This is a genomic window from Pseudomonadota bacterium (genome assembly GCA_018817425.1).
Classification (GTDB): domain Bacteria; phylum Desulfobacterota; class Desulfobacteria; order Desulfobacterales; family RPRI01; genus RPRI01.
The window spans coordinates 25496-49870 of record JAHITX010000034.1; the positions used below are offsets into that span (position 1 = coordinate 25496).

Sequence of the window (24375 nt, forward strand, 5' to 3'; positions counted from 1 at the left end):
ATGATGCTTGTAATTTTATTCGGGATTACAGGAATAATTGTTGCGGTAGAAAGCCCTGAATATATTGGTTGTATATGGGTACCTTTACTTCTCGTATGTTTAAGTTTTCTGATTTTTATTTTGGAACTAGTCCGTTTTATAAAGAATTATGTTGCTGCACTTCATAACAATCAATAAAAGTAGCTTGCCCAAAATTGCATTTATCTTGATTTATTAGAAAGTTAACTACTATCCTCATCCTTAATTGTATTAGAACACCTTAAAATAAGTTCTATAAAGTGATGCAATATTCTTGCAGTAACACCCCAGATTTCAACATCATCCAATGGGTAAATAAGTTCATGGATGTCAGGTATTCGCCCGTAATATTTTGAGTCAATATGTTTTTCAACAAGAGTGTTTAGTGGTATTTCAAGCACTCTGGATATTTCCACAGGATCAAATCTAATATTACTTCTCTTTTTCCATATGCCGGTATATACTTTAATATCTTTATGCTGTATTGTTTGGAAATGACCCAGAGAACCTATCAGTTCGACCTGGTTTTTTCTTATATTAAGTTCTTCTTCAAGTTCTCTATAAGCAGCTTCAACAAAACTGACATCTTCCTTTTCTACATGTCCTCCGGGAAGGGCAACCTGATTTCGCCATGGATAGCCTTCATTATCAGTCTTTTGTATCGCAAGAATATGAAGTGAACTGTTTTTATTAAAAATAAGCAGAAATACACAGGTAGAATCATAAGATAATGCGGGAGGCAGGGTTGACCGATTGGCATTTTTGATTATATCCGAGATAATTGAAAGATCGGTTTCTATTGAGGTGCTATTAAGGCAAAACTGCTTTGTCATGATGCTATCATTGCTATTTTTCCGAAGAGCTGATGCTTTCCATATATGATTTTATAGACATGGTCTTATAGCTGTCGGTATAAACGTATTTTAGGATGGATTTAAACATTTCGGGAGGAATATATCCCAAATGTTTAAATATAACTTCTTCTTTGTCGTCAACAAATAAAAGGCCTGGCCAACCTCTTACCTTGTATGTAAATGTAAGATTGCGTTCATTATCCCCATTAATTTTTACAGGGATAAAATTATTATTTAATATATCTGTGACGGTTTTATCTTTAAAAGTTTTATTTTCCATTTCCCTGCAATATCTGCACGAATCTGAATAAAAATAGATAAACAGTTTTTCCTGATTATTATTGCAGAGTTTTTTTGCTTCATCATATTTATGCCATTTGATGTCATCAGTTGCAAAAGTATTGGCGGATATCGTTACGAAAAATAAAAAAAAAGAGAATAAGAGGCTGGCGATTTTTATTTTTTTCATTAAATACTCCAATATCATATAATAAATAACAATTTAATTCAATAAGATAAAGATTTATTCGCTTTGCCTCTTGATGGAATTTGCCGGAAGATTATAAAAATATATTTGATAAAAGGAAAATTCCAACTAATACAAGCAGTATTCCTGCAGCAGTATTAATATATTTCATGGCAAAAGAGACTTTTTTAATAAATTTAATAAAAAGATTGATGAAAATAGATATCGCAAGAAATGGAATTGCAAGGCCTGCGGAATAAATGGCAAGAAGAATGATGCCATCAGAGACTGTGTCAATACTGCCGGCATATATCAGAATTGAACCTAACAACGGTCCTATGCAAGGACTCCACCCTGCCGCAAAAGCCATTCCTACAAACATTACGCCTAAATAGGTCAAAGGCCTGTTATTTACCTGAATTCGCTTTTCAAACTCAAGGCTCTTGATTCGGACAATTCCTGTCAAATGGATTCCAAGTAAAATAACAATAAGGCCGCCGACTATTCTGATAATAGGCCGGTATTTAAAAATAATTCCGCCTATAAATGAAGCGGATGCGCCCATCATAATAAAAACAGAAGAAAACCCTATGACATATGCGATGGTAGAAAAAAAGACTTTCTTTCTTATTTGGGCATCATACTCTGTAGTCAATTGATCCAGAGAAAACCCTGTGATAAAAGTAAAGTATCCCGGAATAAGCGGAAATATACAGGGAGAAGAAAAAGAAATAAGCCCTGCAATAAAAGCTGCCGGATATGATATCGACTCAGCAAACATATTCATAACTTGACAATATAAATACCAAAATACGGTTTTTGTGAAAGAATAGTTACAAGCCTGATGTTCTGATTTAACAAAAGCAATTGGCGTAATATATATTACAGTTAAAAAATATGTCAATATTAAACATTTTTATTCAAGAACTTTGTATGATAATGCCTTTACCATAAATATGTTTCTTTATAATTTATTATAAAGAGTTATAAAATATTTTTTAAAAGGTATTGACATAATATGTTATGATAATTAAATTAAAAATTTAAATATTAAAACGGTTCAGCAAATTAAATAGATTAAACAAATTTTTTCAAGAATTATAGATATAATATTGAGATCTTTAACGATTGATGTTGTGTATAGGTCTCAAGTATTATTTGCTAAATTTTTTTACGCTCATGTACGAAGGAAGATTGTAAACTGTCACTCCTAAATTATTAAGGCCTTCCGTTTTTTTATGCGTCATTTCAGTTAGATAAGTTGGAGGGTGCTTTTCTTGGTTTTTTTTATTCCTGAAGAAAAAATTTTTGAAATAAAAAACGCGACAGACATTGTTGATGTTGTGTCCGAGTCGGTGCTGTTGAAAAAGTCCGGAAGGAATCACCTTGGGCTCTGTCCTTTTCATTCGGAAAAAACACCTTCTTTTACAGTAAGTTATGAGAAACAGATATTTTATTGTTTTGGATGTGGGGCCGGGGGCAATGTTTTTGCATATCTGATGAAAAAAGAAGGGTTTACTTTTCCGGAGGCAGTTAAGCATCTTGCCGAAAAGTATGGGATTGACATTCCTGTTGAAAAAACAACTCCGGAAAAGAGCAAAAAAAATAGCGAAAGAGACAGTATATTTTCAATTAACAAACAGGCTATGGAGTTTTTTGAAAATTGCCTTTTAAATGGTGTTGCCGGCAAGAAAGCTCTTGAATATCTTAATAAAAGGGAAATATCTGAAAAAATTATAGCAGATTATCATCTTGGATATGCCCATGATGGATGGAATACGCTTTTTAATTTTTTTAATAATAATAATATTTCAACATCACTTATTGAAAAAGCCGGATTGATTGTTAAAAAAAATAAATCTGATGGTTTTTATGATCGTTTCAGAAATAGAATAATTTTTCCGATATTTGATATAAACTCACAGGTAATAGGTTTCGGGGGGCGTGTTATGGACGATTCACTTCCCAAATACCTTAATTCGCCTGAAACTATTGTGTTTAACAAAAGCGGGTCACTGTATGGCCTTAATATAGCAAAGAGTGAGTGCAGGCTTACCGAAACGGTTTTTATTGTTGAGGGTTATTTTGATCTTCTTGCTCTTCATAAAAACGGAATAAAAAACAGCGTTGCCACGCTGGGGACTTCTATAACTTCTGAACATGTTAAGATTTTAAGAGCAATTATAGGCAAAGACGGTAAATTTATTCTTGTATATGATTCTGATGATGCAGGAATAAAAGCAGCACAAAGGAGTATAGAAATATTTGATAAAGGCTTTGCTGATGCAAAGGTGTTGGTGCTTCCTACAGGTTATGATCCTGATTCATATCTTTCTGAATTCGGTTTGGAAGCTTTTAACAAAGCTGTTTCAAACGCTTATGGTACGGTTTCTTTTGTAATAAACAGCGCTATAAAAAAATATGGGCAGTCAGTTGAAGGGAAAATCCGTATAATTTCAGAACTGACTAAGATTTTATCTTCAATTGAGGATAATGTAGCAAGATCACTTTACATAAGAGAACTTTCGGAAAAAATTGATATAGATGAAGCGGCAATACATGAAAAAATCAGAGAAGCTCTTGCGAATATAAAAACCGGTAAATATATTAATGGATCAGATGCAAACCAGGTTGCCGGCAACACGTATGCGGGAGGTTTGGGGTCTGAAAATACGGTTGTTGAAAATAGTCAAAGAGGTACAAGGTTTGAGAGGCAAATAATAGCAATGATGCTTCAATTTCCTGAAATAATTCCTGAAATCAAAAAGCGGGATCTGTTGAGCGGTCTCTCTGATGATGTTTTAAGGGCAATAGGAAATGCTATTATAGAACATAAAAACTTACCTGGGTTAAATTTAGAAGAAATTCCGGTATTTGATAATAATGAAAAAAATAGTATAGCAGCTTTTTTGAGTATTACTGATGAAGTATGGGATCGTAAGAGCTGTTTGAGTCTGATAAGGCAGTTTGAATATGTGTGTAAACGAAAGAAAGATACGAGTATAAAAAGAATTAAGGAAGCTGAAGAAACAAAGGATGAAAAATTGCTTTTGGAATTATTAAGAGAAAAGCAATTTCAGGCAAAAGATAAGAGAACCAATAGGATGAAAGCTTTAGGAGGCGAAACTATATGGTGAGCAAACCTGCTGAGACATTAAAAATAAAGAAGAAAACGGAAAAAAAGACAGTGACAAAGAAATCTGTAGCTACAAAAGCTAAAAGCACAAAGAAAGCAGAAAAAGGAGATTTAAAGGAGCTTATATCAAAAGGTAAGCAAAAGGGGTATGTTACCTATGATGAGCTTAATGAAGAAATGCCTGACAATGTTATTTCTCTGGAAAAAATAAATGAAACGTTTGATATGCTTGACAGCAATGACATCGAAATTGTTGATGAAAATAAAACTAAGGCAGAAGATGATAAGGCATCAGATGAGAAAAAAGTAAAAACGAGTGATCTGGCGGCAGCAAATTTTGGAACTGTAACCGATCCGGTTAAAATGTATTTACGTGAGATGGGTCTTGTAACTTTGTTAAGCAGGGAAGGGGAAGTTGAGATTGCAAAAAAAATCGAAGATGGCGAGCAGGAAGTCTTAAAAGCCATGGTTTCAACACCTGTCGGGATGGAATGTATTATTGATCTCGGACTCCAGATTGAAAGCGGAAGCCTCAGGCCAAAGCATGTACTTAAGGATTTTGATGAAAGTGATAGCTATGTAGATGAAATGATTCAGGTAGATAACTTTGTTAAAATGATTCATTCTATAAAAGAAGTCCATGAAAAAAATAATGAGTTATTTAAAACAGTAGATTCTCTGAAACCTGATGAAAAAAGCGAACTGCGCCAGATAAAAAAAATGATTTCAGCAAATCATAACGAAATATTTGGGCTTCTTAAAGAATGGCGGCTTGAAACAGGTGTTTTGGACAGAATTGAATTATTAATAAAATCTCATATAAAATGGTTCGAGTCTATGGCGAAAAATATTATGGACTGTGCTGCTAAAACTAATATTTCAGCAACTGATCTTAAAGCAAATATTGACTCCAAAACCGGTTTCTTAAAATGCGCAAAGTCTTGTTGCAAGCTGACAAAAGATGAAATCGCTTTAGTTTTTGACGAGATTAATAAATTCAATAATATTATAGCTGAAAATGAACAAAAAATCAGGACCGATTGCAAGACGTTAAAAAAAGTTATGACCTGTGTAGGAGAGGGACGATTTAGGGCAAAATTGGCAAAGAGCGATTTGACAAAAGCTAATTTGCGTCTTGTAGTCAGTATCGCAAAAAAATATACGAACAGAGGGCTGCAGTTTTTGGATCTGATTCAGGAAGGTAACATAGGTCTTATGAAAGCTGTAGATAAGTTTGAATACCGTAGGGGCTATAAATTCAGCACATATGCTACTTGGTGGATAAGGCAGGCAATTACAAGAGCTATTGCCGACCAGGCGAGAACTATCCGTATTCCGGTGCATATGATTGAAACGATAAATAAGTTAATCAGAACATCAAGGTATCTTGTGCAAGAGCAGGGACGCGAACCTTCTCCTGAAGAGATTGCAGAAAAAATGGAAATTCCGCTTGAAAAAGTAAGAAAGGTTTTGAAGATAGCAAGAGAGCCTATATCCCTTGAAACTCCGATTGGGGAAGAAGAAGACAGCCATCTGGGAGATTTTATAGAGGACAAGAAGTTTATGCTTCCTTCAGATGCGGCTATAAATCAAAATCTTGCGGAACAAACAAGGAAAGTACTTGCTACTCTTACCCCAAGGGAGGAGAAGGTCCTTAGGATGCGTTTTGGAATCGGAGAAAGGGCTGATCATACATTAGAAGAAGTTGGACAGGATTTTCAGGTTACACGTGAGCGCATAAGACAAATTGAGGCCAAGGCGTTAAGGAAATTGAGGCACCCAACAAGAAGCCGCAAGCTAAAAAACTTTATTGAAATGTGATCTTATTTCAAAAGAGATGTGTTTTTTACGAATTCCATCAAAGGTAGCACTTGACAAATTATTTTTATGAATATAAACGTCAGACATCAAAATGCATTGAGGGCCCATAGCTCAGCTGGAAGAGCCACCGGCTCATAACCGGTAGGTCCCTGGTTCGAACCCAGGTGGGCCCATATCCGTTATCGGAGAAGTAGATGACAACTGCTGACAATGGGCATCAACAATCGGGTACTGTTTTGGCTTTAAACAACCTGATATTTCAACCAAAATGGCAAACAAGAGTTATTCATAACTCTTAAGGCATGGTTATCTTGACCATGCCTTTTTTTATTTAAAAATTAGCAGATCAGTAAGAAAGGTCATTACAATTGCGTAAGCCGGTATTTATACAATGCAAGTCACAGTCTATGATATAATCAAATTGATTGAAAAAATAGCACCATCCCGGCTTGCTGAAAAATGGGATAATTCAGGCCTTCAGGCAGGTAAATTGGATTGGCCGGTTAAAAAAGTATTAATTGCTCTTGATCCGACTCCCAATGTTATCGAAGTTGCATGCAGCAAAAGGGCCGATCTTCTGGTTACTCATCATCCGATGATTTTTAATCCGCTTAAATCAATTGATTTTAGTTCATCGATAGGCTCTCTTATATATAAATCGGCGATAAATAATCTGGCGATTTTTTCTGCACATACAAATCTTGACAGTGTATCAGACGGTATAAATGATTTGCTTGCTTTGTCTATAGGGCTTAAAAATATTAAGACATTATGTAAAAGTGCCGATACAGATAAGTGCAAGTTGGTTGTATATGTACCCGCAGACTACGAACATAAGGTGATTAAAGCTCTTTTCGAAACAAAAGCAGGAGTAATTGGTTCTTATGCGTGCTGCTCTTTCAGAAATACCGGAAAAGGGACTTTTAAACCAGGAGCTTCTGCAAAGCCTTTTATCGGAAATAAGGATGAAATATCCCATGTTGATGAGATAAGGATAGAAGTTGTGGCATATAAGCAGGATATTAGCGAAATTGTTTCGCATATCAGGCGATACCATCCTTATGAAACAATGGCATACGATGTATATCCACTGTATGAATATGATAAAACTGAAGGGTTAGGCCGTATCGGTGAGCTTGAAGAAAAACAAAAGCTTTATATTTTTGCTGAAAAGATAAAACAAAAACTTGCTTTAGATAGTGTAAGAATTGTCGGAAATCCTGAACTCATTGTAAGTGAAGTTGCTATCTGTTCGGGAAGCGGATCAGATCTTCTGAAAGATTTTTTCAGATCCGGCGCTCAGGTATACATTAGTGGTGATTTACGTTACCATGATGCAAAATCTGTTGAATCTGAAGGGCGTGGCCTTATTGATATAGGACATTTTGCGTCCGAGCATTTAATTGTTGAAAAGTTGACTGAAAAGCTTAACATCATGATTCTTGAAGAAAGTTATGATGTGATAGCAGAGGCATGCGGGATTGAGCGAGATCCGTTTGTTATTTTATAAATATTTATATAAATAACCTATTTAACAAAGAAGACATATTAAAATGATTGATATTAAAGAACAGATAGAAATTTTGATTAAATTACAAGCTATTGAAACCGAAAGAAATAAGATTAGCTTAGCACTTGCCGGTGTTTCCGAAAAAAATGATAGTCTTGATTTGAAAATAAATAATTCTGAGACTATTGTTGAACTAAAGCAGTCCTTTATTGAAGATTTAAGAAAAAAATATAAAGAGTTGGAGTTTAATAACCAGGCGAACGTTTCTAATTTGTCAAAAAGCCAGGAAAAACTCGCATCAGTTAAGACGAACAAGGAATATCAGTCTGTTTTGAAGGAAATTGATGATATTAAATCCAAAAATTCAGATATTGAAGAAGAAATGTTAAATACCCTGGAAGCTATTGAAACAGCAGAGAAAGAAATTTCCGACCTGGAAAAAGAATTTCTTCAAATAAAAGAAACGGTTAATGGACAAAAGGCAATCATAAATAAAGAAGCCGAGCAGAACAGGGAAGGTATTGTGGCTTGTGAAGAAAAGTGGAATAATATCTCAAAAAATGTAGCCACAGAAATAATGGCTAAATATAATATGGTTAGGGAGTTTATAAAAGATACGGCGATTGCGCCGACTATAGATTCAATTTGTCAGGGATGTAATATGAATATCCCGCCACAGATGTATAATGAGCTTTTAAGATTTGACAGTATTAAATACTGTCCTCACTGTCAGAGAATAATTTACTGGGGAAAGACTTGATATAAACGGTTGGAGCAATCTAAACGATCGCAGGATCAGTTAAACTGCTCCTGAGGAAAGTCCGAACACCATAGGGCAGGGTGCTCCATAACATGGAGTCGTGGCAACACGAAGGAAAGTGCAACAGAAAGTATACCGCCTTGCAATTGCAGGGTAAGGGTGAAAAGGTGCGGTAAGAGCGCACCAGATTTCCGGGTGACCGGAGATCTCGGTAAACCCCACCCGGTGCAAGACCAAATAGGGGAGTGCTTGAGGGCTGCCCGTCCGAGCTCCCGGGTAGGTCGCAAGAGATGTAGGGTAACCTGCATCCTTAGATGAATGATCGTTATCTTTTTTAGAGTAATCTGAAAAAGGAAACAGAATTCGGCTTATAGATTGCTCCGGCCGTTATATTGGTTTTTATAGTTTTAAATAACTCACATTGCGGATTTTTTATTTTTCCGCAGCCATTGATCAAACAAGGATACGACAATAAGCGATGCAATTACAGGAAAATGCTAAGGACGGCAGTTTTGCCGAAAAGATTGGAGTATTTTCATATGACTATCTTAAATGTTGTTCATCCCTTTTAATCGGTGAAGATCCGAAGCGGTTTTTTGTTAAGAAGTTTATTTTATCTTTTATATCATCATCACAACTTCTTGAAGATTTTTTAGATTACCACGGAGCAAAAAATAATAAAAACTGGTACTACTACCGGGAACTTTCTGCTGCTGTAAGACATTTAAGCCTTGCCTGCTATTCCCAGACGCATATTTTAAATAGAATCGACTTCTATGATCTACCTGTGCTTGAAAATTTCGTGGATGAAGGCAAGGCTACTCTTAATTTTCTTATAGAGGCAATTTTAAAAATGGCTCCTGAAATACTTACAGAAGCACGCCGCCTTGGTATTCCTATCCCTAAAGAAATATTTTATCCTGTTGATTTCCCAAGTATCACTACCACAGATAAATTCGAATATGATATAGATGATGAAAACAAGGACCAAGAGAAGGAGAGTATAGTTAAAATAGCAAGTGAATTTCTAAATATAGCCAATGATTTGGATCATTACAGTTTTTATGAACCTTATAACAATGATGGTATACGTTCTTTGGTTCCGGGAAGAATAAATGAGGTTGAAATCAGACATTTTGAAATGCTTGTTCACAATCTTCAATCTTCTTTCGATACTTATGTAATACACGGAGGTTATCAGTTCGGCAACAGGAAATTAAAGCAGCTTCGCGGTTTTTTTTCAGTGGTATTTCATCTTCTTCAGATAATCGGGCGCCTTCTTCATTTTTATGAAAGACATCTTCATGATGCAGGGTATAAGAGCCTTTACAAAAAATCCCAGGAAAAACTATCCTTGGTGATTGATCCGGATATACTTTTAGAACGTACCATTAATTATGGTCTTTACTATGTCTGTTATTTTTTGACCAACGGAAAAGATCTTGCAAAAGAAATATTAAACGAGAATATTGAGCGTTCGTCAATTACTGTCGGCATACCTGTTTCACTCGGTTTTCACAGCAGGCCCAGCTTGCTTGTAGCCAAAATAGTACAGCATTACGGGGGCCAGGTCGAGCTTTGTGTTGGTACTGACAGATTTGATGCAAGTAATGTCCTTGACATACAATGGGCAGGAGGCAAGATTCAGAAAGAAAATACACAGGAGGTCGTTTTCGATGGTGATCTGCGAGCCTTGAAAGATATTAAAATACTCGCAAATATCAATTACGGAGAAGATTCAATGGGCAAAGGGGTACCTCTTCCCAAAGAGCTGAAATATCTCAAGTAAATTTTAAAATTGGCTCTTTGGTCAATTGATTCTCATGGAATTAATATGGTTTATGCTATCATAGTCGCAGGCGGAAAAGGTAACAGGATGGACAGCTCAATCCGCAAGCAGTATCTTGAAATTGACGGAAGTCCTTTGTTGTGTGCCACCCTTAAAGCCTTTAACTTATGCACTCTTATTGAAAATATAATTCTTGTTGTTCCCGCCGATGATATAAAATACTGTATCGATCGAATAATAGATCCGTTGAAGATAAAAAAGAAAGTAAAGCTTATAAAGGGTGGCAAAGAGCGTCAAGAGTCTGTATATAACGGATTACTTGAGATTGATGAAAAAGACGCCACTGTAGTTATACATGATGGCGTTCGTCCATTTGTCAGTTCCGGCCTGATTGAAGAATGTGTCAGGGGGGCTCTTTTGCATAAAGCTTGCGTATCGGGATTGCCTGCATCCGATACATTAAAGTTAGTAGATGATACCGGATGTATTGAAAGTACTCTTTCCAGGGATTCGGTATGGCTTGTCCAGACGCCGCAGGCCTTTGACTACAGTCTTATTAAAAAAGCTCATGATATTGCTATAAAGGATGGTTTTACAGGTACTGATGATGCGATGCTTGTAGAAAGGATTGGCGAAAAAGTAAAAATATTAAAAGGAAGCAAAAATAATATAAAGATTACAACAAAAGAAGATCTTATTCTGGCGCAGGCAATATTCCAGATTATTAAATCCGGCAATTAAAGTGTGGCAAAAATATACAATATCTTCTTGGTAAATAGCGGCCCGTATATTTTGTAAGGAGTTTGTTTTTTATGAAAAAAATTATGGTGGTAGATAATGATTTAATGATGTTAACTTTTATGTCGGATTTGCTTGAAGGCGAAGGTTACAAAGTTTTAACGGCAAAAAACGGTCTTATGGCTTTAGAGATGCTTGAAAGCAGTATCCCGGATATTATGTTTATTGATCTTGTTATGCCGAATATCAGCGGAGATAAATTATGTGGTGCAATCAGAAGAAACCCAAAATACAAAGATATTTATATAATTATTGTGTCTGCCATTGCTGCGGAACAGGAAATAAATTTTACTGAAATTGGTGCCGATGCCTGCATAGCTAAAGCTTCTTTTTCCAAGATGTCTAAACATATATTATACATATTAAAGCGATTGAACAATAAAATGCCGGATGAGATGACAAGTGAAATACTAGGGCTTGAAGATGTTTATTCCCGCACGGTTGTTAAAGAACTTTTAAATTATAAAAGACATGTTGAAGTAATATTCGATAATGTTTCTGAAGGAGTTTTAGAACTCAATATAAATAAAAAGATAATTTATGCCAACCAATTTGCTAACGAGCTTATTGGTTTAAGCGAGAAAGAACCTTTGGGTTTATATTTTCATAAACTTTTTGAGGTTCCTCATAAACAAAGAATAGAAGAACTTCTCGATTTGGTTGATAACGGTCCGCAGGAAATACCTGAAGACAAGCCTGTAATGCTCAAAGGTAAAATAATATCTATGAATATTTTACCTATCAATTATAAGGAACATAAATCTATAATTATCATATTAAGTGATATTACGAAAAACAAAAAGGCAGAAGATGAGCGGCGGTATATGCAGGAACGTCTTCAACGATTTGATAAGATGAATGCCCTGGGAGAACTGGCAGGTGGTGTTGCGCATGATCTGAATAATGTTTTAGGCAGTCTTATAGGTTATTCGGAACTGCTTCTCAGGAAAACTGATGAATCCAGTCCCATAAGCCGCTATGTTACAAATATAATGAACAGCGGAGAAAAAGCGGCGGCTATTGTTCAGGATCTTTTGACCATGGCAAGAAGAAACGTTTATACGGAAAATATTGTCAATCTGAATTCCATAATCAGAAAATATCTGGTTACCCCGGAATATAATAAGCTATGTTCTTATTACCCTGATGTTGAGGTTAAGGTAAACCTTAAATCAGACCTGCTCAATATCATGGGTTCTCCGGTACATCTGGATAAGATGATAATGAACCTTGTTTCAAATGCCGCTGAAGCCATGTCTGAAGGGGGAATATTAACAATTACTACTGATAATCAATACCTGGACAGGCCAGTTGAGGGATATGATCATATAAGTGATGGGGAATACGCCGTTCTTTCCGTTGCTGATACAGGTGAAGGCATATCCGCTTCGGATTTAAAGCTGATATTCGAACCTTTTTATACAAAAAAGGTGATGGGAAGAAGTGGAACCGGGCTTGGATTGGCTGTGGTTTGGGGTACGGTAAAGGATCATAACGGCTATATAAATGTTTATAGTAAAGAGAAAACAGGAACTACTTTTACTTTGTATTTTCCTGTAACAAGAGAAGATATATCCGAAGGTAAAATTCTGTCGCCGGAGCCTGAATATATGGGTAAGGGGGAATCACTTTTGGTTGTTGATGATGTTGATGAACAGCGGGAGATTGCCACTCTTATGCTTAGTGAAATTAACTACAAAGTGGTGGTGGCTTCAAGTGGTGAAGAAGCAATAGAATATTTGAAAAGCAATAAGGTGGATTTAATTGTTTTAGATATGATTATGTCCCCCGGCATTGACGGGCTTGATACTTACAAGCAAATTATTGAAATGCACCCAAAACAAAAGGCTGTTATAGTTAGCGGTTTTTCCGAGACGGATCGTGTAGCCAGGGCTATTAAACTGGGTGCAGGAGCCTATGTAAGAAAACCCTATCTTTTGGAAAAAATCGGATTAGCAATCAGGCAAGAACTTGATAAGTAAATTATCTCCTTATATTGGTATCAGTTTTGGTTATGAGATTTACAACTTTTTTTTAAATGAATCGCTCTTTTGCGAAGGGAATTCTCACCAATGTAAGCCCATAAAGTATCTAAGTCAGACTGAGATACACTCAGTTTTTCAATAAGCATAGCATCAATTTTTCCTCTCTGTCCGGCAGCAATTGTAAGCCAGCGCCGGACAGTATCAAACTTTACTTTCATGACATTTGCCGTAGCTGTAAGAGACATTCCCTTAATCAGAAGATTGAGGACAGCAATAATTTTTTCTTCGGAAGATTTAAGGCCGTAAAAAATACTTCCTGCTTTAGTGCAAAATGATCTGTTGCATGTTTTACATATAAACCTGCGGCGTAAGACCCCCTGTTTTGTTCTGTAAGTTCCGTTGCAGACTATATTGCCTTCTTTTTTTTTATTGTTTCTTACACAATCAGGATTTGGGCAGGTTATTTCCTTTATATCGATTTCACTCTCTTTTGTATCCGGGCTCATATCGTCAACGGGTTGAGGAGTGTCAACGGGTTGGGGAAGAGAATAACTCTCAAACCGGTTAATCAGATTATCCAACTCAATTTCAAGAATTTCCGGAACATCATCAGAAATTACATCCCCGAATTCATGGGCATTCCATGCTGTTTTTAAACCCAGATCAGTGTAAAACTCTTTTCCTTTTGATATGGATGTATGGAAAGCTGCAAGATATCTTTCTTTTTGATTTATTGTTGCAAGATATTTCAAATTGTTAACCATCATAGGATATGCTACACCTAAATTTGTTGCAAACATGGAATAATGGAAAAAAACTCCTTTATTCATAGTTAAGATATTGCTGATTTTATCTGCTGTAAGATAATCTTCGAGCGTTTTTTGCTTTATAAGCTTTTGAAATATATCTATTCTGATGGGCAAACATATAACATAACCTACCATAAGACCCCAGTGATCAAATGTAATGCGGTTTAAATCAGGCAACATTTTTATAGCTTTTGCCAAAACATCTTTATTCAAAGGTTTCTTGGTTCCGTAGGTATCATTATGATAAGAAAGCACTACATCTATATACTTATCAGTTAGACATTTATCGTTTTCTGCCGTAATTTTTCTACCCGGCTGTTTGTAGCTTTTGAGTAAATCCTTTACTCTTATAAGATCCGCTTCAATTAATGTGTAGGCGAATCTCTTTTTTTTCAGCGAATACCATAACGGATTATCAGCATTAAGCGAAATGCAAACTTCCATGGGTATTTTAGTAATATTGGCAATATCCTGAAGATTTTCTATGGAAGCGTGTGAGAGGTCAGCTTCCCATCTTCGCAATTGTCTTACGCTGACTTCTGTCAATTCAGCAAATTCATCCTGGCTTTGCTTTCGCCATTGCCGGTAGTCTTTGATAAGCTGACCAAGTGTCTTGTAACATTTATAATTATCAGAGGACATATTTAGGCCTTGTAAAGCTGAGATGGCGGATATTATATTGAGTCAGTTTCAAAACGCCCCATTTTGGCCGATCTTAAGCGTTGGGCTCAAATTTCGCACGAAGTGAAGCATTAGCGCTATCCTCGAAATACTTAATGTATTCCTGTGGTTGAAATTTTCTCCCGCCTTGAGCTTGACCAAACTGAAACGTTTTGAAAGTGACTCTATTATTAAAAGATAAAACTGTAAGTGTTTATTGCTTAACAGTAAAACAATAGAAAAACAATATTACAATGGAGGGAAATAACGATATGATTAAGCTTGGTAAAATGGAAGATGCCGGGCCGTATTACGGTAAGACCCTTGATGAATTGGGCGATATACAGTGGAGCCTTGAAGAAGAAAGGGAGATTGAAAGATACTGTGAACAAATTCACAAGAACTGCCTTGAAGAAGAGATGACTCCTATGGAGCGTTACAAGGCTACTTTTGCAGGCAAGGAAAGGGACCGTCTTATGGTTGAGATGGAATACCATGTCTCGTTTGCAGTGAGAACACTTGATGGCTTTGCTGATGCATTAAAACCAATCGATGCTTATCAATTACCCAAATTATTAGTTAAATCCCATTTAGCAACTACAGCAAGATATAAGCCGGATAATCTTTTCTTAGGCCCACTTTCCTATGGTGAAAACCTGTACGGCTGCGATGCAAAACTTATAGAATACGGCAATCCGGTGCATATCGGAGAAATGCCGATAAAAACCGAGGAAGATCTTATTGGTTTGGAAATACCCGATCCGGACAAACACGGCATGTACCCTCAATATTTGTGGTGGCTTAGAGAATCGAGAAAAATATTCGACAAATACGGTTTAAGCGGACTTATGCCCATTGAGGGCTCCCATTGTCACGGTCCGGACGGTTTTACTGCTAATCATTTATTGGGCTACAATCAGATGATGAAAGCTTTACGCAAAAATCCCGATCTTGTCAAAAAGACTATAGCTTTGGCTACGCAGTGGCAAATAAAGCTTGGCAAGGCCGTTACACTTCTTGGTAATGTTGATTACAGCTACCAGTGCGGCAGTATGGGTTTTGTTCCCCACATACCGGATAATTTATGGATTGCCGATGAATATTGTAAAATCGGCAAGGCCATTAAAAATGCAATTCCAGCTGAAAATCCGATTGTATATGCATGGGCAATGGAAGGATGTGTCGAATGGCTGCCTACTGTATGGGAGAAAAATGTAGCCGGTCCAGGCAGTTTTGATGGAATTATGGTTACAGGTGATATCAAAAGCTTTAAGAAATTATATGAATTTTGTCAGGAACATGATCTTTACGCGTCCAGTGCGCCATCTGATAAAACACTTGTAAGCGGTCCGATTTCAGCTATTGAAGAAGAAGTTAAAGCCCGCAGCGATTGTGCAAAAACATCCCGTACCAACAGGTGTACCCTTTCTGTCGGGGCTGTAGACTACTATACTACTCCAAAGCATCTTGATGCCACCATAGCGGCGTCCAAGAAGTTCGGCAGATATTAACAATATAATTTTATATCTTTTTTTCTGATAGCGGTATGCTTTATCTGGTCAGAGAGTGTTTGAAATTTTACCAAATACTTTTCTGTAATTTGGGGGTAGTGGATATCACAACTTTACTCGATAAGAAATTTTTTCCCCGAGCTTGTTGTTGTTATTCCTTTTGAAATTACAAGATTTTTACCTATATTAATTCCATCCTGAAGAACTTTTGCATCACAACTTGAGCTTTTAGAAGATATATTTGCAATATGCGGATACTTGTATTTTATATATTTGTTAAGCATAGGATCGCCGGTTTTTATCAGGGCATTAGATACATTATGTTTACTTTTGATGTCTCCCTTTAATTTTGAACTAAAGCCTTTTATAATCCCTGTAGCAAAGTCTGTTTTGCGATAGCGGTTTAAAGATTTTTTACTGTTATATTCTGACCATCTGCTTTCAATATGATGTTTTATAAAATCATGGACATAAGATGCTATCTCGATATTTTCCAAAGTCCCGGAAAGTTCAAGAATACGCCCCATTTTTTCCTTTTCAATCATAAATGCAGGAACCCATATGGTCCAGACGAAATAATAATCTCTTAGCAATCCTGCAAGATAATAATCTTCTTTCGGATGACGGAGAGCCGGAGCACCCACTGATATGCTTTCGAACTGACGATTTATATTATTTGTAATTACATCAACATTATATTTTGCAACCAACTCATGCGCTTTTTTCATGGCTGATTCAGCTTCGTTTTGATTGCTGCTTTCGGCAAGAGCAAATAACTTTTTTATGCGAAGTAATATTGTTGGATCATCTGATTCATTATCGTTTCTATTTTTGTCGCAGTTTTCTGTAGCTCTGTAATCAGCTCTTAAGATATAACATGCTTTTTTAAATAAAGGGCCATGAGGTGTTTCGGATTTTGCTCCAAATATTTGTTCTGCCACCTGGTGAGCCATTTCGTGAAGCAGGATTTTTTTTATATAATCCCAATTGCATGTTAATGCCGTATTGCGGTTTATACAAATCTCGTTTTTTTCGCTTGACCAGTATCCCAGCCTGCTTTTCATATCTTTTAAGCAAAATGAAGGTATATTTAAAAACTTGCGGTATTTTGAGTCGATAAGATACCGGGCTGTTTCCCATTCGAGGGCAAGGCCGTGAAGAATCTTTCTTTCCAGTTTTTCTATTATAGCAGCAGATTCAGGTTTATATTTGTGCATGTTAAAAAATGTATTTGGATTAAAAAGGCCTTAAATTTTGACTTATTGCCAACTTGTAATTATTATTTTATAATGCAATCTTTTGTAAAATTGTTCATGATGTTAACGCCTATTTTAACAAAAAGCTATACCAAAGTTGGAATTAAATAATGATAAAACTATTTATTAAAAACCATCGTTTTATAATATCGACTCTTATTATCTGTTTTTTACTTTTATTTTGCGCTGATACGGTGTTAGCCAAGAGCAGTAATTTGCTCCCTCTTTGGCCGCATGAGCAAAGCGATCTTAAACCTGATCCGGCTGCAATTTACGGACGTCTTGCCAATGGATTCAGATATGTGCTTATGCAGAACCATGAGCCCAAGAACAGAGTGAATATATGTATTAATGTCCAGACAGGGTCTATGCAGGAAGAAGATGGGCAAGAAGGTTTGGCACACTATCTTGAGCACATACTTTTTTGTGGTTCTACGCATTTTAAGCCAGGTGAACTTATAAAATATTTTCAGGACATGGGGATGGATTTCGGTCCTGATGCTAATGCCCATACGGGGTTTAATGAAACAGTTTATGAAATTTTACTGCCTGACGGAAAAAAAGAGAGTATTGATAAAGGTCTTTTAATATCGGATGATTTTATTAAAGGTGCTCTTATACTTGATTCGGAAGTAAATAGAGAAAGACGGGTTATACTTGCAGAAAAAAGATCCAGAGATTCCTCATCATACCGAACTGTTGTTTCGACCATGAAATTCAAATTTCCGGATGCCTTAATTTCAAAGAGGTTACCTATAGGTGAGAAGGAAACAATTGAAAATATTACGGGTAAACAATTGAAAGATTTTTATCAGGCATGGTACAGACCGGAAGATATTGTTCTGATAATTGTGGGAGATTTTGATCCCAAAACAGCCGATGGACTTATTAAAGAAAAATTTTCAACGCTATCTGAAATGGCGCCGGTAAAAAGCGCTCCTTTGTTTGGGGATATTAAGCATAAAGGAATAAAACCCTTTTACCATTATGAAAAAGATGAGGGTAATACTACGGTAAGTATTGAGATTGTCAGCAAAGTTGAAGAGGAGGTGGAAACTTCAAAAGTTCGCAGAAAGCGATTTATAGCTAATGTTGCAGACCGTATTGTCCGTAACAGGCTTGATGCCATGGTAACAAAAAACAAGGCCCCGTTTACTTCGGCTTCCATCAGTTCCGGGACTTTTCTTAACCATATTCGATATGCCGGCATTTCAGCCGAGTGCAGCCCTGAAAACTGGGAAGAATCATTATCTGCTATTGAGCAGGTATTAAGAGGCGCTCTTGAAAACGGTTTTACACATTCTGAGTTTGAAAGGGTAAAAAAAGATCTTATGGCGATGTTTTCCAATGCTGTTAAACAGGCCTCTACACGGGACAGCCGGATGCTTGCAAATGATATAATAAGGGATACAAACAATCATAGAGTATTTCAATCTCCATTGCAGGAAGAGCAGTTTTATGCCGGCGTTTTGGATTCGATTTCTGTAAAAGATTTGTATGATTCGTTTAAAAATACATGGAAACCGGAGCATAGACTTGTAATTGTCACCGGAAATACTAAAATTGGCGGTAACACTGATCCAAAAGCGCAGATAGCTAAAGTATATGAAAAAAGTACTTTAGTGGAGATACCGAAAAATATTGAGAGCAAACCGGTTTTTTTTCCTTATCTTTCCCAGCCCAAAACAAAGGGTAATATTAAACAAAGAAAAAACATACCTGATCTTGGTATTGTGCAAATAGATTTTGAAAACAAAGTGCGCCTTAATCTTAAAAAAACCGATTTTGAAGCAAATGAAATTATGGCAAATATTTCTTTCGGACTTGGAAGTTCGCAAGAGCCTGAAGGTTTGGAAGGTATATCCCATTTTTCTCAAGAGGTTGTTAATGAGAGTGGGCTTGGTAAGCTGGACAAGGATGAGTTGGATAGAGCGCTTGCAGGGAAAAGCACTAATATTTCATTTGCTGTTAAGGATGGATCTTTTCTTTTAAGAGGGAAAACGGTATCAAATGAAATCGAACTTCTTTTTCAGCTTTTTTATGCAAAGCTCATGGATCCGGGATTCAGGAAAGAATCATACCTGCTGTCAATGGAAAGATTAAACCAGAAATACAAGGAGCTTTCAGGTTCAATAGATGGTGTAATGCCGCTTTTGGGCGAACGTTTTCTTGCAGGCGGCGATACACGTTTTGGTGTTGCTGTACCTGAAAAAATTAAAATAATATCACTGGATGATATTATTTCATGGATTGTTCCAAAATTAAAAAATGAGCCTATAGAAATTTCAATAGTGGGGGATTTTGACGAGAACCGGGTTATAGAACTTGCTTGCCTGTACTTTGGCAGTATGCCTGAAAGAACATCCGGCTTAGCGCAAAAAAGATCCGTTAATATAAATTTTCCTTCAGATAAATCCATTAATATAGATGTTGAAACAGAAATTAAAAAAGGTGCTGTATATGTAGCATATCCAACTAAAGACATATGGGATATTGATACTACACGACGTTTAAATGTTCTTGCGGAAGTTTTTTCGGAAAAAATACGCCAGGAGGTCAGGGAGGATATGGGCGCATCTTACTCTTATTTCGTATATAATGACCCAAGCAGGGTATATCCCGGATATGGCATCTTATTATCAAGAGCAGATGTGAATCCTCAAGAGTCAGTAGCTGTGGAAAATAAAATTAAAAAAATAGCATCCGATATTGCAAAAAACGGGGTCAGCAAAGAAAATATGAAAAGGGCACTTGATCCGATATTAACCAGAATAAAGGATATTTTGAGAAATAATGGTTACTGGCTCAGAGTATTAACAGAGTCTCAAAAATATCCGCAGCAAATAGAGTGGGCCAGGAATTTAGAAAAAGATTACGAAAAAATAACTGCTGATGAAGTTTCTATGCTTGCAAAAAAATATCTTGTTAATTCCAGAGCTGCTTCAATTATTGCAAAACCTGCCAAAGGATCTTTTTCTGATGAAAAAAAATAAAGCTTCCAATGACCCAATAAACAAGGTGTGGAAATATTTTGCTTCGATAAAACTTACCATAACTTTACTTATCATTCTTGCAATTACCTGCATTATAGGAACGCTGATACCACAAAATGAAAGTTCCGCGGCATATTTTTTAAAGTACGGAGAATTTATTTGCAAAGTATTTTCTGCTCTAGATATCTTTGATATGTATCATTCGTGGTGGTTTCAGCTATTAGTCTTTATTCTGACGGCAAATATTATTGTATGTTCAATTGACCGCCTTTCTTCAACATGGAAAGTAATTTTTAAAAAAACACCTACCTTTGATATTGCCAAATTAAAAAGTTCTTACAAGGAAGAATTTAATGTTGCTCATACTCCGGCAGAGCTTAAGGCTAAATTTACAACAGCATTATCGAGGTTATTTAAATACACAAGAATAGAAGATAAAGAGAATGGATTTGTTATTTATGCAGAAAAAGGTCGCTGGAGTCGGCTTGGAGTTTACGCGGTTCATTTTAGCGTTATTTTGTTGCTTATTGGCGGATTAATTGGTTCCTATTTTGGATTTGATGGTTCCGTTACTATCCCTGAGGGAAAAAGTGTTAAAAATGTAATATTGAGAAATACGGGTGACAAGCAACCCCTTGGTTTTGAAATAAGGTGTGATGATTTTAATGTAACTTTTTATAAGTCGGGCATGCCTAAAGAATATCGTTCAGCACTTACTATTCTTGAAAACGGCAAACCTGTTTTAAAAAAAGATATAATTGTTAATGATCCTCTCCGCTACAAAGGAATTAATGTTTTTCAGTCAAATTACGGAATGCAGGCGCCTGAAGATATATCGCTTAGCTTTACTGATCGTAAAACCGGAACAGTGTATAGAAAAAAAATATCTGTAGAAGAAGAAATCGATCTTCCGGGAATATCTGCTAAGTTTGTTTTGAATAAGTATTTCCGCTCATATAATTTCAGAGGACATAATCTTGGAGAAGCTTTTGTGGGAACATTGACTCCATTAAAAGGAGAACCTGCTGATATAATACTTCCAATAAATTATCCCGGTTTTGACAAAATGCGAGGTGGTGAGATTGTTATATCTGCGGAAAATACCGAAAAGCGTTACTATACAGGGCTTCAGGTAACAAGAGATCCCGGAGTTCGGGTTGTTTACAGCGGATTTATATTGATGATTATAGGATGCTTTATTACTTTTTTTGTGTCTCATATCAGATTTTGTGTCGAGGTTGTTGAAAAGCATGGAAAAAGCATTGTTATCATTGCCGGAAATTCAAATAAAAATATAATAGGAATGGAAGCCAGTACAAAAAAGATAGCAAAGCTGCTGTCAAAAAAAGTATAGGATGAATATAATGAACAGTTCAATATTGTTGTCAGTAACTACCTTTGTGTATGGATTTGCAGCATTTTTTTATGTTTCTTCTGTAGTTTTTAAAAAACCTTTCTTGGGAAGAATGGGAACCTGGACTGCTCTTGCCGGTATTTTAGGAAATGTATGCGGAATATTATTGAGATGGCTTGAATCATACCAGTTTGGAATAGGCCATGCCCCTCTTTCAAATTTATATGAATCTTTAATTTTCTTTTCTTTTGTTATTGCAGTAATATATCTTGTTGTTGAAAAAACTTATGAAAACCGCTCGATTGGAGCTTTCACGATTCCCCTTGCTTTTTTTGCCATGGCCTATGCTTCTCTTTCTCCAAATATAAGCGAGAGGATTCAACCGCTTTTGCCTGCATTAAAAAGCAATTGGCTGATTGCGCATGTTGTTGCCTGTTTTATAGGCTATGCAGCCTTTGCTATAGCCTTTGGTCTTGGTATTATGTTTCTCCTTAAGCAAAAAGACTCAAGCCATGGAGCCCCTTTATTAAAGTTCTTTCCTGACTTGTATTTAATAGATGAGCTTTCGCACCAGATGATAATGTTTGGTTTTCTCTTCCTTACTACAGGGATAATAACCGGTGCTGTGTGGGCTAATTCGGCATGGGGCAGATATTGGGGATGGGATCCAAAGGAAACATGGTCGCTTATTACGTGGTTTATTTATGCTACACTTCTTCATGCAAGATTTATGAGGGGATGGCGCGGAAAACGGCTGGCATATCTTTCAATAATAGGGTTTACGGCAGTACTTTTTACATATTTCGGCGTAAATTATCTTCCCGGACTTCATAGCTACGGGCAGTAATTTTATATGGGCTTGTATGGGAGACCTTATTCTTGCAAAAAGTTTGTCAATAGGTTATATATATTCCAAATTATTTTAGATGATTGCTGATTATTCGGAAGAATTGTAATAATTCTTTAATCTTTTTGGAAATCCCTTTGTATGAGGAGAAAATCGGAACTGTAGAAATTCCTGTTAATCTATCAGTATTGTCAATCTTTAACTATTTGTCAGGATGAGAGGGAGGTTCGCTTTGAAAATCTGTAAAACAATCTTGTACCGTTTTATTATTGTCGGGATAATGGCCTTATTCATGTGTGCCTGTGCTTCTACACAGAGCACGAAAGTTGACCTGAAGCCTTTGACTTCATTTGAGTTTGGGCAAAGACATATAGTCGCGGTTATCCCTTTTAAATACAAGGCTGAGCAGGAACAGTATAAAAACCTGAGCAATAAACTGGTTGACCTGACCCTCGATGAGCTTCTTGAAAGTAAAAGATTCCGGGCTATTGAACGTAGCCGCATTGATGCCGTTCTAAAAGAAATACAATTGAGCCAAACGGGTATCATAGATGAAAAAGCAGCAAACCGGATCGGCAAGCAACTGGGAGCCGAAATGATTTTGGTGGGAAATTTGATTTCAATTAAGCCGACCATGTCACGCGACAGCATGGGTATTATGTGGCAAGAAACCCGTGGATTTGAGATTAGCTTGCAGGGACGTATCATTAATGTAGAAACCGGCGAAATCATGGCCTCAGCAAAAGCAACCGGTATGGAAGGACAGCAAGAAAAAATGGCTTTGGGTGCCAAAACAGGAGTTATTGCAGCCGAAGAAACCTTAATTAACAAAGCCGCAGAAACTGCGATAAGAATATTGGTGAATGATTTATCAAGCCAGATATCGCCTAAGCCTGACCTATAGCGAAACTATGAAATCATACTTATTTTCTTGATACAGCGAAGCTTAAGCATATTTGCTTTAATGTTGAGATTATCTAAACAGTAAAACTTTTGAAAGTAGTTGGAAATATAAAGCTATGGAAAAAACAGACAAGTTAGCAGTTTTAATAGATGCGGAAAATGCTCAACCAAGCATTGTGGATGGTTTACTGGCAGAAATAGCGAATTACGGCGTAGCCAGTGTCAAGAGAATCTATGGTGATTGGACAGGGCCCGGCTTAAAAGGTTGGAAAGAGGTTCTGTTGCAATATTCGATACAACCAATGCAGCAATTCGCGTACACAAAAGGAAAAAACGCAACTGACAGCGCAATGATTATTGATGCAATGGACTTATTATACACCGGAAACTTTAACGGATTTTGTATAGTATCGAGTGATAGTGATTTTACCAAGCTGGCATCAAGAATAAGAGAAGCGGGATTAATAGTATATGGTTTTGGAGAGCAAAAAACACCTTCCGCTTTTGTTTCAGCCTGTGACAAATTCATTTACACAGAAGTACTTCGTGCAAAGACCGGTGAAAGTGAAGCGATTGCCAAAAAATCCAGCAATGATTTAAGAAAAGATACAAAACTGGTAAGCTTGTTACGTAATGCAGTAGAAGCATCCTCTGATGAAAGCGGATGGGCTCATCTTGCACATGTTGGTAGTAATATTGCAAAACAATCACCTGAATTTGACCCGCGTAATTACGGATATGGAAAGCTTGGTGAGCTGGTTTCCGCAACTAAGCTTTTTGATATGGATGAAAGGCAAATAGGTAGCACTGCCTCAAAGGTCATTTATGTTCGTGATAAGCGAAATAGACAGATCGAATCTTCAGATAATTGAAGCTCGGGGGGTTTTTTTAAGAACGGACACTTG

Annotated in this window: 18 protein-coding genes, 1 tRNA gene and 1 other RNA gene; 15 read left to right on the forward strand and 5 right to left on the reverse strand. The window is 36.5% G+C overall.

Annotation, left to right across the window (positions count from 1 at the left end; all coding sequences use genetic code 11):
• Window positions 1-221: 221 nt before the first annotated feature.
• The 3 genes from KKC46_07045 to KKC46_07055 all read right to left on the reverse strand — a co-directional run bounded on the left by KKC46_07045 (window position 222) and on the right by KKC46_07055 (window position 2119).
• Complete coding sequence (locus KKC46_07045; protein MBU1053571.1) at window positions 222-851, reverse strand: CoA pyrophosphatase; 630 nt, start codon at window positions 849-851, stop codon at window positions 222-224.
• Between the two features lie 13 nt (window positions 852-864).
• Complete coding sequence (locus KKC46_07050) at window positions 865-1341, reverse strand: thioredoxin fold domain-containing protein (protein ID MBU1053572.1); 477 nt, start codon at window positions 1339-1341, stop codon at window positions 865-867.
• Window positions 1342-1432: 91 nt separating this feature from the next.
• Complete coding sequence (locus tag KKC46_07055; GenBank protein MBU1053573.1) at window positions 1433-2119, reverse strand: cytochrome c biogenesis protein CcdA; 687 nt, start codon at window positions 2117-2119, stop codon at window positions 1433-1435.
• Between the two features lie 496 nt (window positions 2120-2615).
• Here KKC46_07055 and dnaG point away from each other — a divergent pair, with 496 nt between their 5' ends.
• The 9 genes from dnaG to KKC46_07100 all read left to right on the forward strand — a co-directional run bounded on the left by dnaG (window position 2616) and on the right by KKC46_07100 (window position 13134).
• Window positions 2616-4475 (forward strand): DNA primase, encoded by a 1860-nt coding sequence (dnaG, locus tag KKC46_07060; protein ID MBU1053574.1) that lies wholly within the window; start codon window positions 2616-2618, stop codon window positions 4473-4475.
• Window positions 4469-6295 (forward strand): RNA polymerase sigma factor RpoD, encoded by a 1827-nt coding sequence (gene rpoD / locus KKC46_07065; GenBank protein ID MBU1053575.1) that lies wholly within the window; start codon window positions 4469-4471, stop codon window positions 6293-6295. The genes dnaG and rpoD overlap by 7 nt, the downstream gene beginning before the upstream one ends.
• 100 nt (window positions 6296-6395) lie before the next feature.
• Window positions 6396-6468, forward strand: a tRNA-Ile gene (locus KKC46_07070).
• 218 nt (window positions 6469-6686) lie between these two features.
• Window positions 6687-7805, forward strand: coding sequence for a Nif3-like dinuclear metal center hexameric protein (locus tag KKC46_07075; GenBank protein ID MBU1053576.1), 1119 nt, complete (start codon window positions 6687-6689; stop codon window positions 7803-7805).
• Between the two features lie 43 nt (window positions 7806-7848).
• Window positions 7849-8565 (forward strand): hypothetical protein, encoded by a 717-nt coding sequence (locus KKC46_07080; protein MBU1053577.1) that lies wholly within the window; start codon window positions 7849-7851, stop codon window positions 8563-8565.
• 11 nt (window positions 8566-8576) lie between these two features.
• Window positions 8577-8951, forward strand: an RNA gene (rnpB, locus tag KKC46_07085) — RNase P RNA component class A.
• A gap of 92 nt (window positions 8952-9043) precedes the next feature.
• Complete coding sequence (locus tag KKC46_07090; GenBank protein MBU1053578.1) at window positions 9044-10354, forward strand: HPr family phosphocarrier protein; 1311 nt, start codon at window positions 9044-9046, stop codon at window positions 10352-10354.
• A gap of 45 nt (window positions 10355-10399) precedes the next feature.
• Window positions 10400-11095 (forward strand): 2-C-methyl-D-erythritol 4-phosphate cytidylyltransferase, encoded by a 696-nt coding sequence (gene ispD, locus KKC46_07095; GenBank protein ID MBU1053579.1) that lies wholly within the window; start codon window positions 10400-10402, stop codon window positions 11093-11095.
• A gap of 71 nt (window positions 11096-11166) precedes the next feature.
• Window positions 11167-13134: a response regulator gene (locus KKC46_07100; protein ID MBU1053580.1), complete on the forward strand. Its 1968-nt coding sequence runs from the start codon at window positions 11167-11169 to the stop codon at window positions 13132-13134.
• A gap of 20 nt (window positions 13135-13154) precedes the next feature.
• Here the strand turns inward: KKC46_07100 and KKC46_07105 are convergent, their stop codons facing one another.
• Entirely contained in the window at window positions 13155-14588 is a 1434-nt protein-coding gene (locus KKC46_07105; GenBank protein ID MBU1053581.1) for a helix-turn-helix domain-containing protein, read from the reverse strand.
• 290 nt (window positions 14589-14878) lie between these two features.
• Here KKC46_07105 and KKC46_07110 point away from each other — a divergent pair, with 290 nt between their 5' ends.
• Complete coding sequence (locus KKC46_07110) at window positions 14879-16117, forward strand: hypothetical protein (protein ID MBU1053582.1); 1239 nt, start codon at window positions 14879-14881, stop codon at window positions 16115-16117.
• A gap of 113 nt (window positions 16118-16230) precedes the next feature.
• Here KKC46_07110 and KKC46_07115 read toward each other — a convergent pair whose 3' ends face one another.
• Window positions 16231-17334, reverse strand: a complete 1104-nt coding sequence (locus KKC46_07115) for a SprT-like domain-containing protein (GenBank protein ID MBU1053583.1) — start codon at window positions 17332-17334, stop codon at window positions 16231-16233.
• 149 nt (window positions 17335-17483) lie between these two features.
• Between KKC46_07115 and KKC46_07120 the strand changes: the two genes are divergently transcribed.
• The 5 genes from KKC46_07120 (at window position 17484) to KKC46_07140 (ending at window position 24342) form a co-directional block, all read left to right on the forward strand.
• A complete protein-coding gene (locus KKC46_07120) occupies window positions 17484-20366 on the forward strand; it encodes an insulinase family protein (GenBank protein MBU1053584.1) in 2883 nt (960 codons plus the stop codon).
• Entirely contained in the window at window positions 20353-21720 is a 1368-nt protein-coding gene (locus KKC46_07125) for a cytochrome c biogenesis protein ResB (protein ID MBU1053585.1), read from the forward strand. The genes KKC46_07120 and KKC46_07125 overlap by 14 nt, the downstream gene beginning before the upstream one ends.
• Window positions 21721-21730: 10 nt before the next feature.
• Window positions 21731-22567, forward strand: a complete 837-nt coding sequence (gene ccsB / locus KKC46_07130) for a c-type cytochrome biogenesis protein CcsB (protein MBU1053586.1) — start codon at window positions 21731-21733, stop codon at window positions 22565-22567.
• 232 nt (window positions 22568-22799) lie between these two features.
• Entirely contained in the window at window positions 22800-23471 is a 672-nt protein-coding gene (locus tag KKC46_07135; GenBank protein ID MBU1053587.1) for a CsgG/HfaB family protein, read from the forward strand.
• Window positions 23472-23586: 115 nt separating this feature from the next.
• On the forward strand, window positions 23587-24342 hold the full coding sequence (locus KKC46_07140) for an NYN domain-containing protein (GenBank protein MBU1053588.1): 756 nt from the start codon (window positions 23587-23589) through the stop codon (window positions 24340-24342).
• The last annotated feature ends 33 nt before the right edge of the window (window positions 24343-24375 follow it).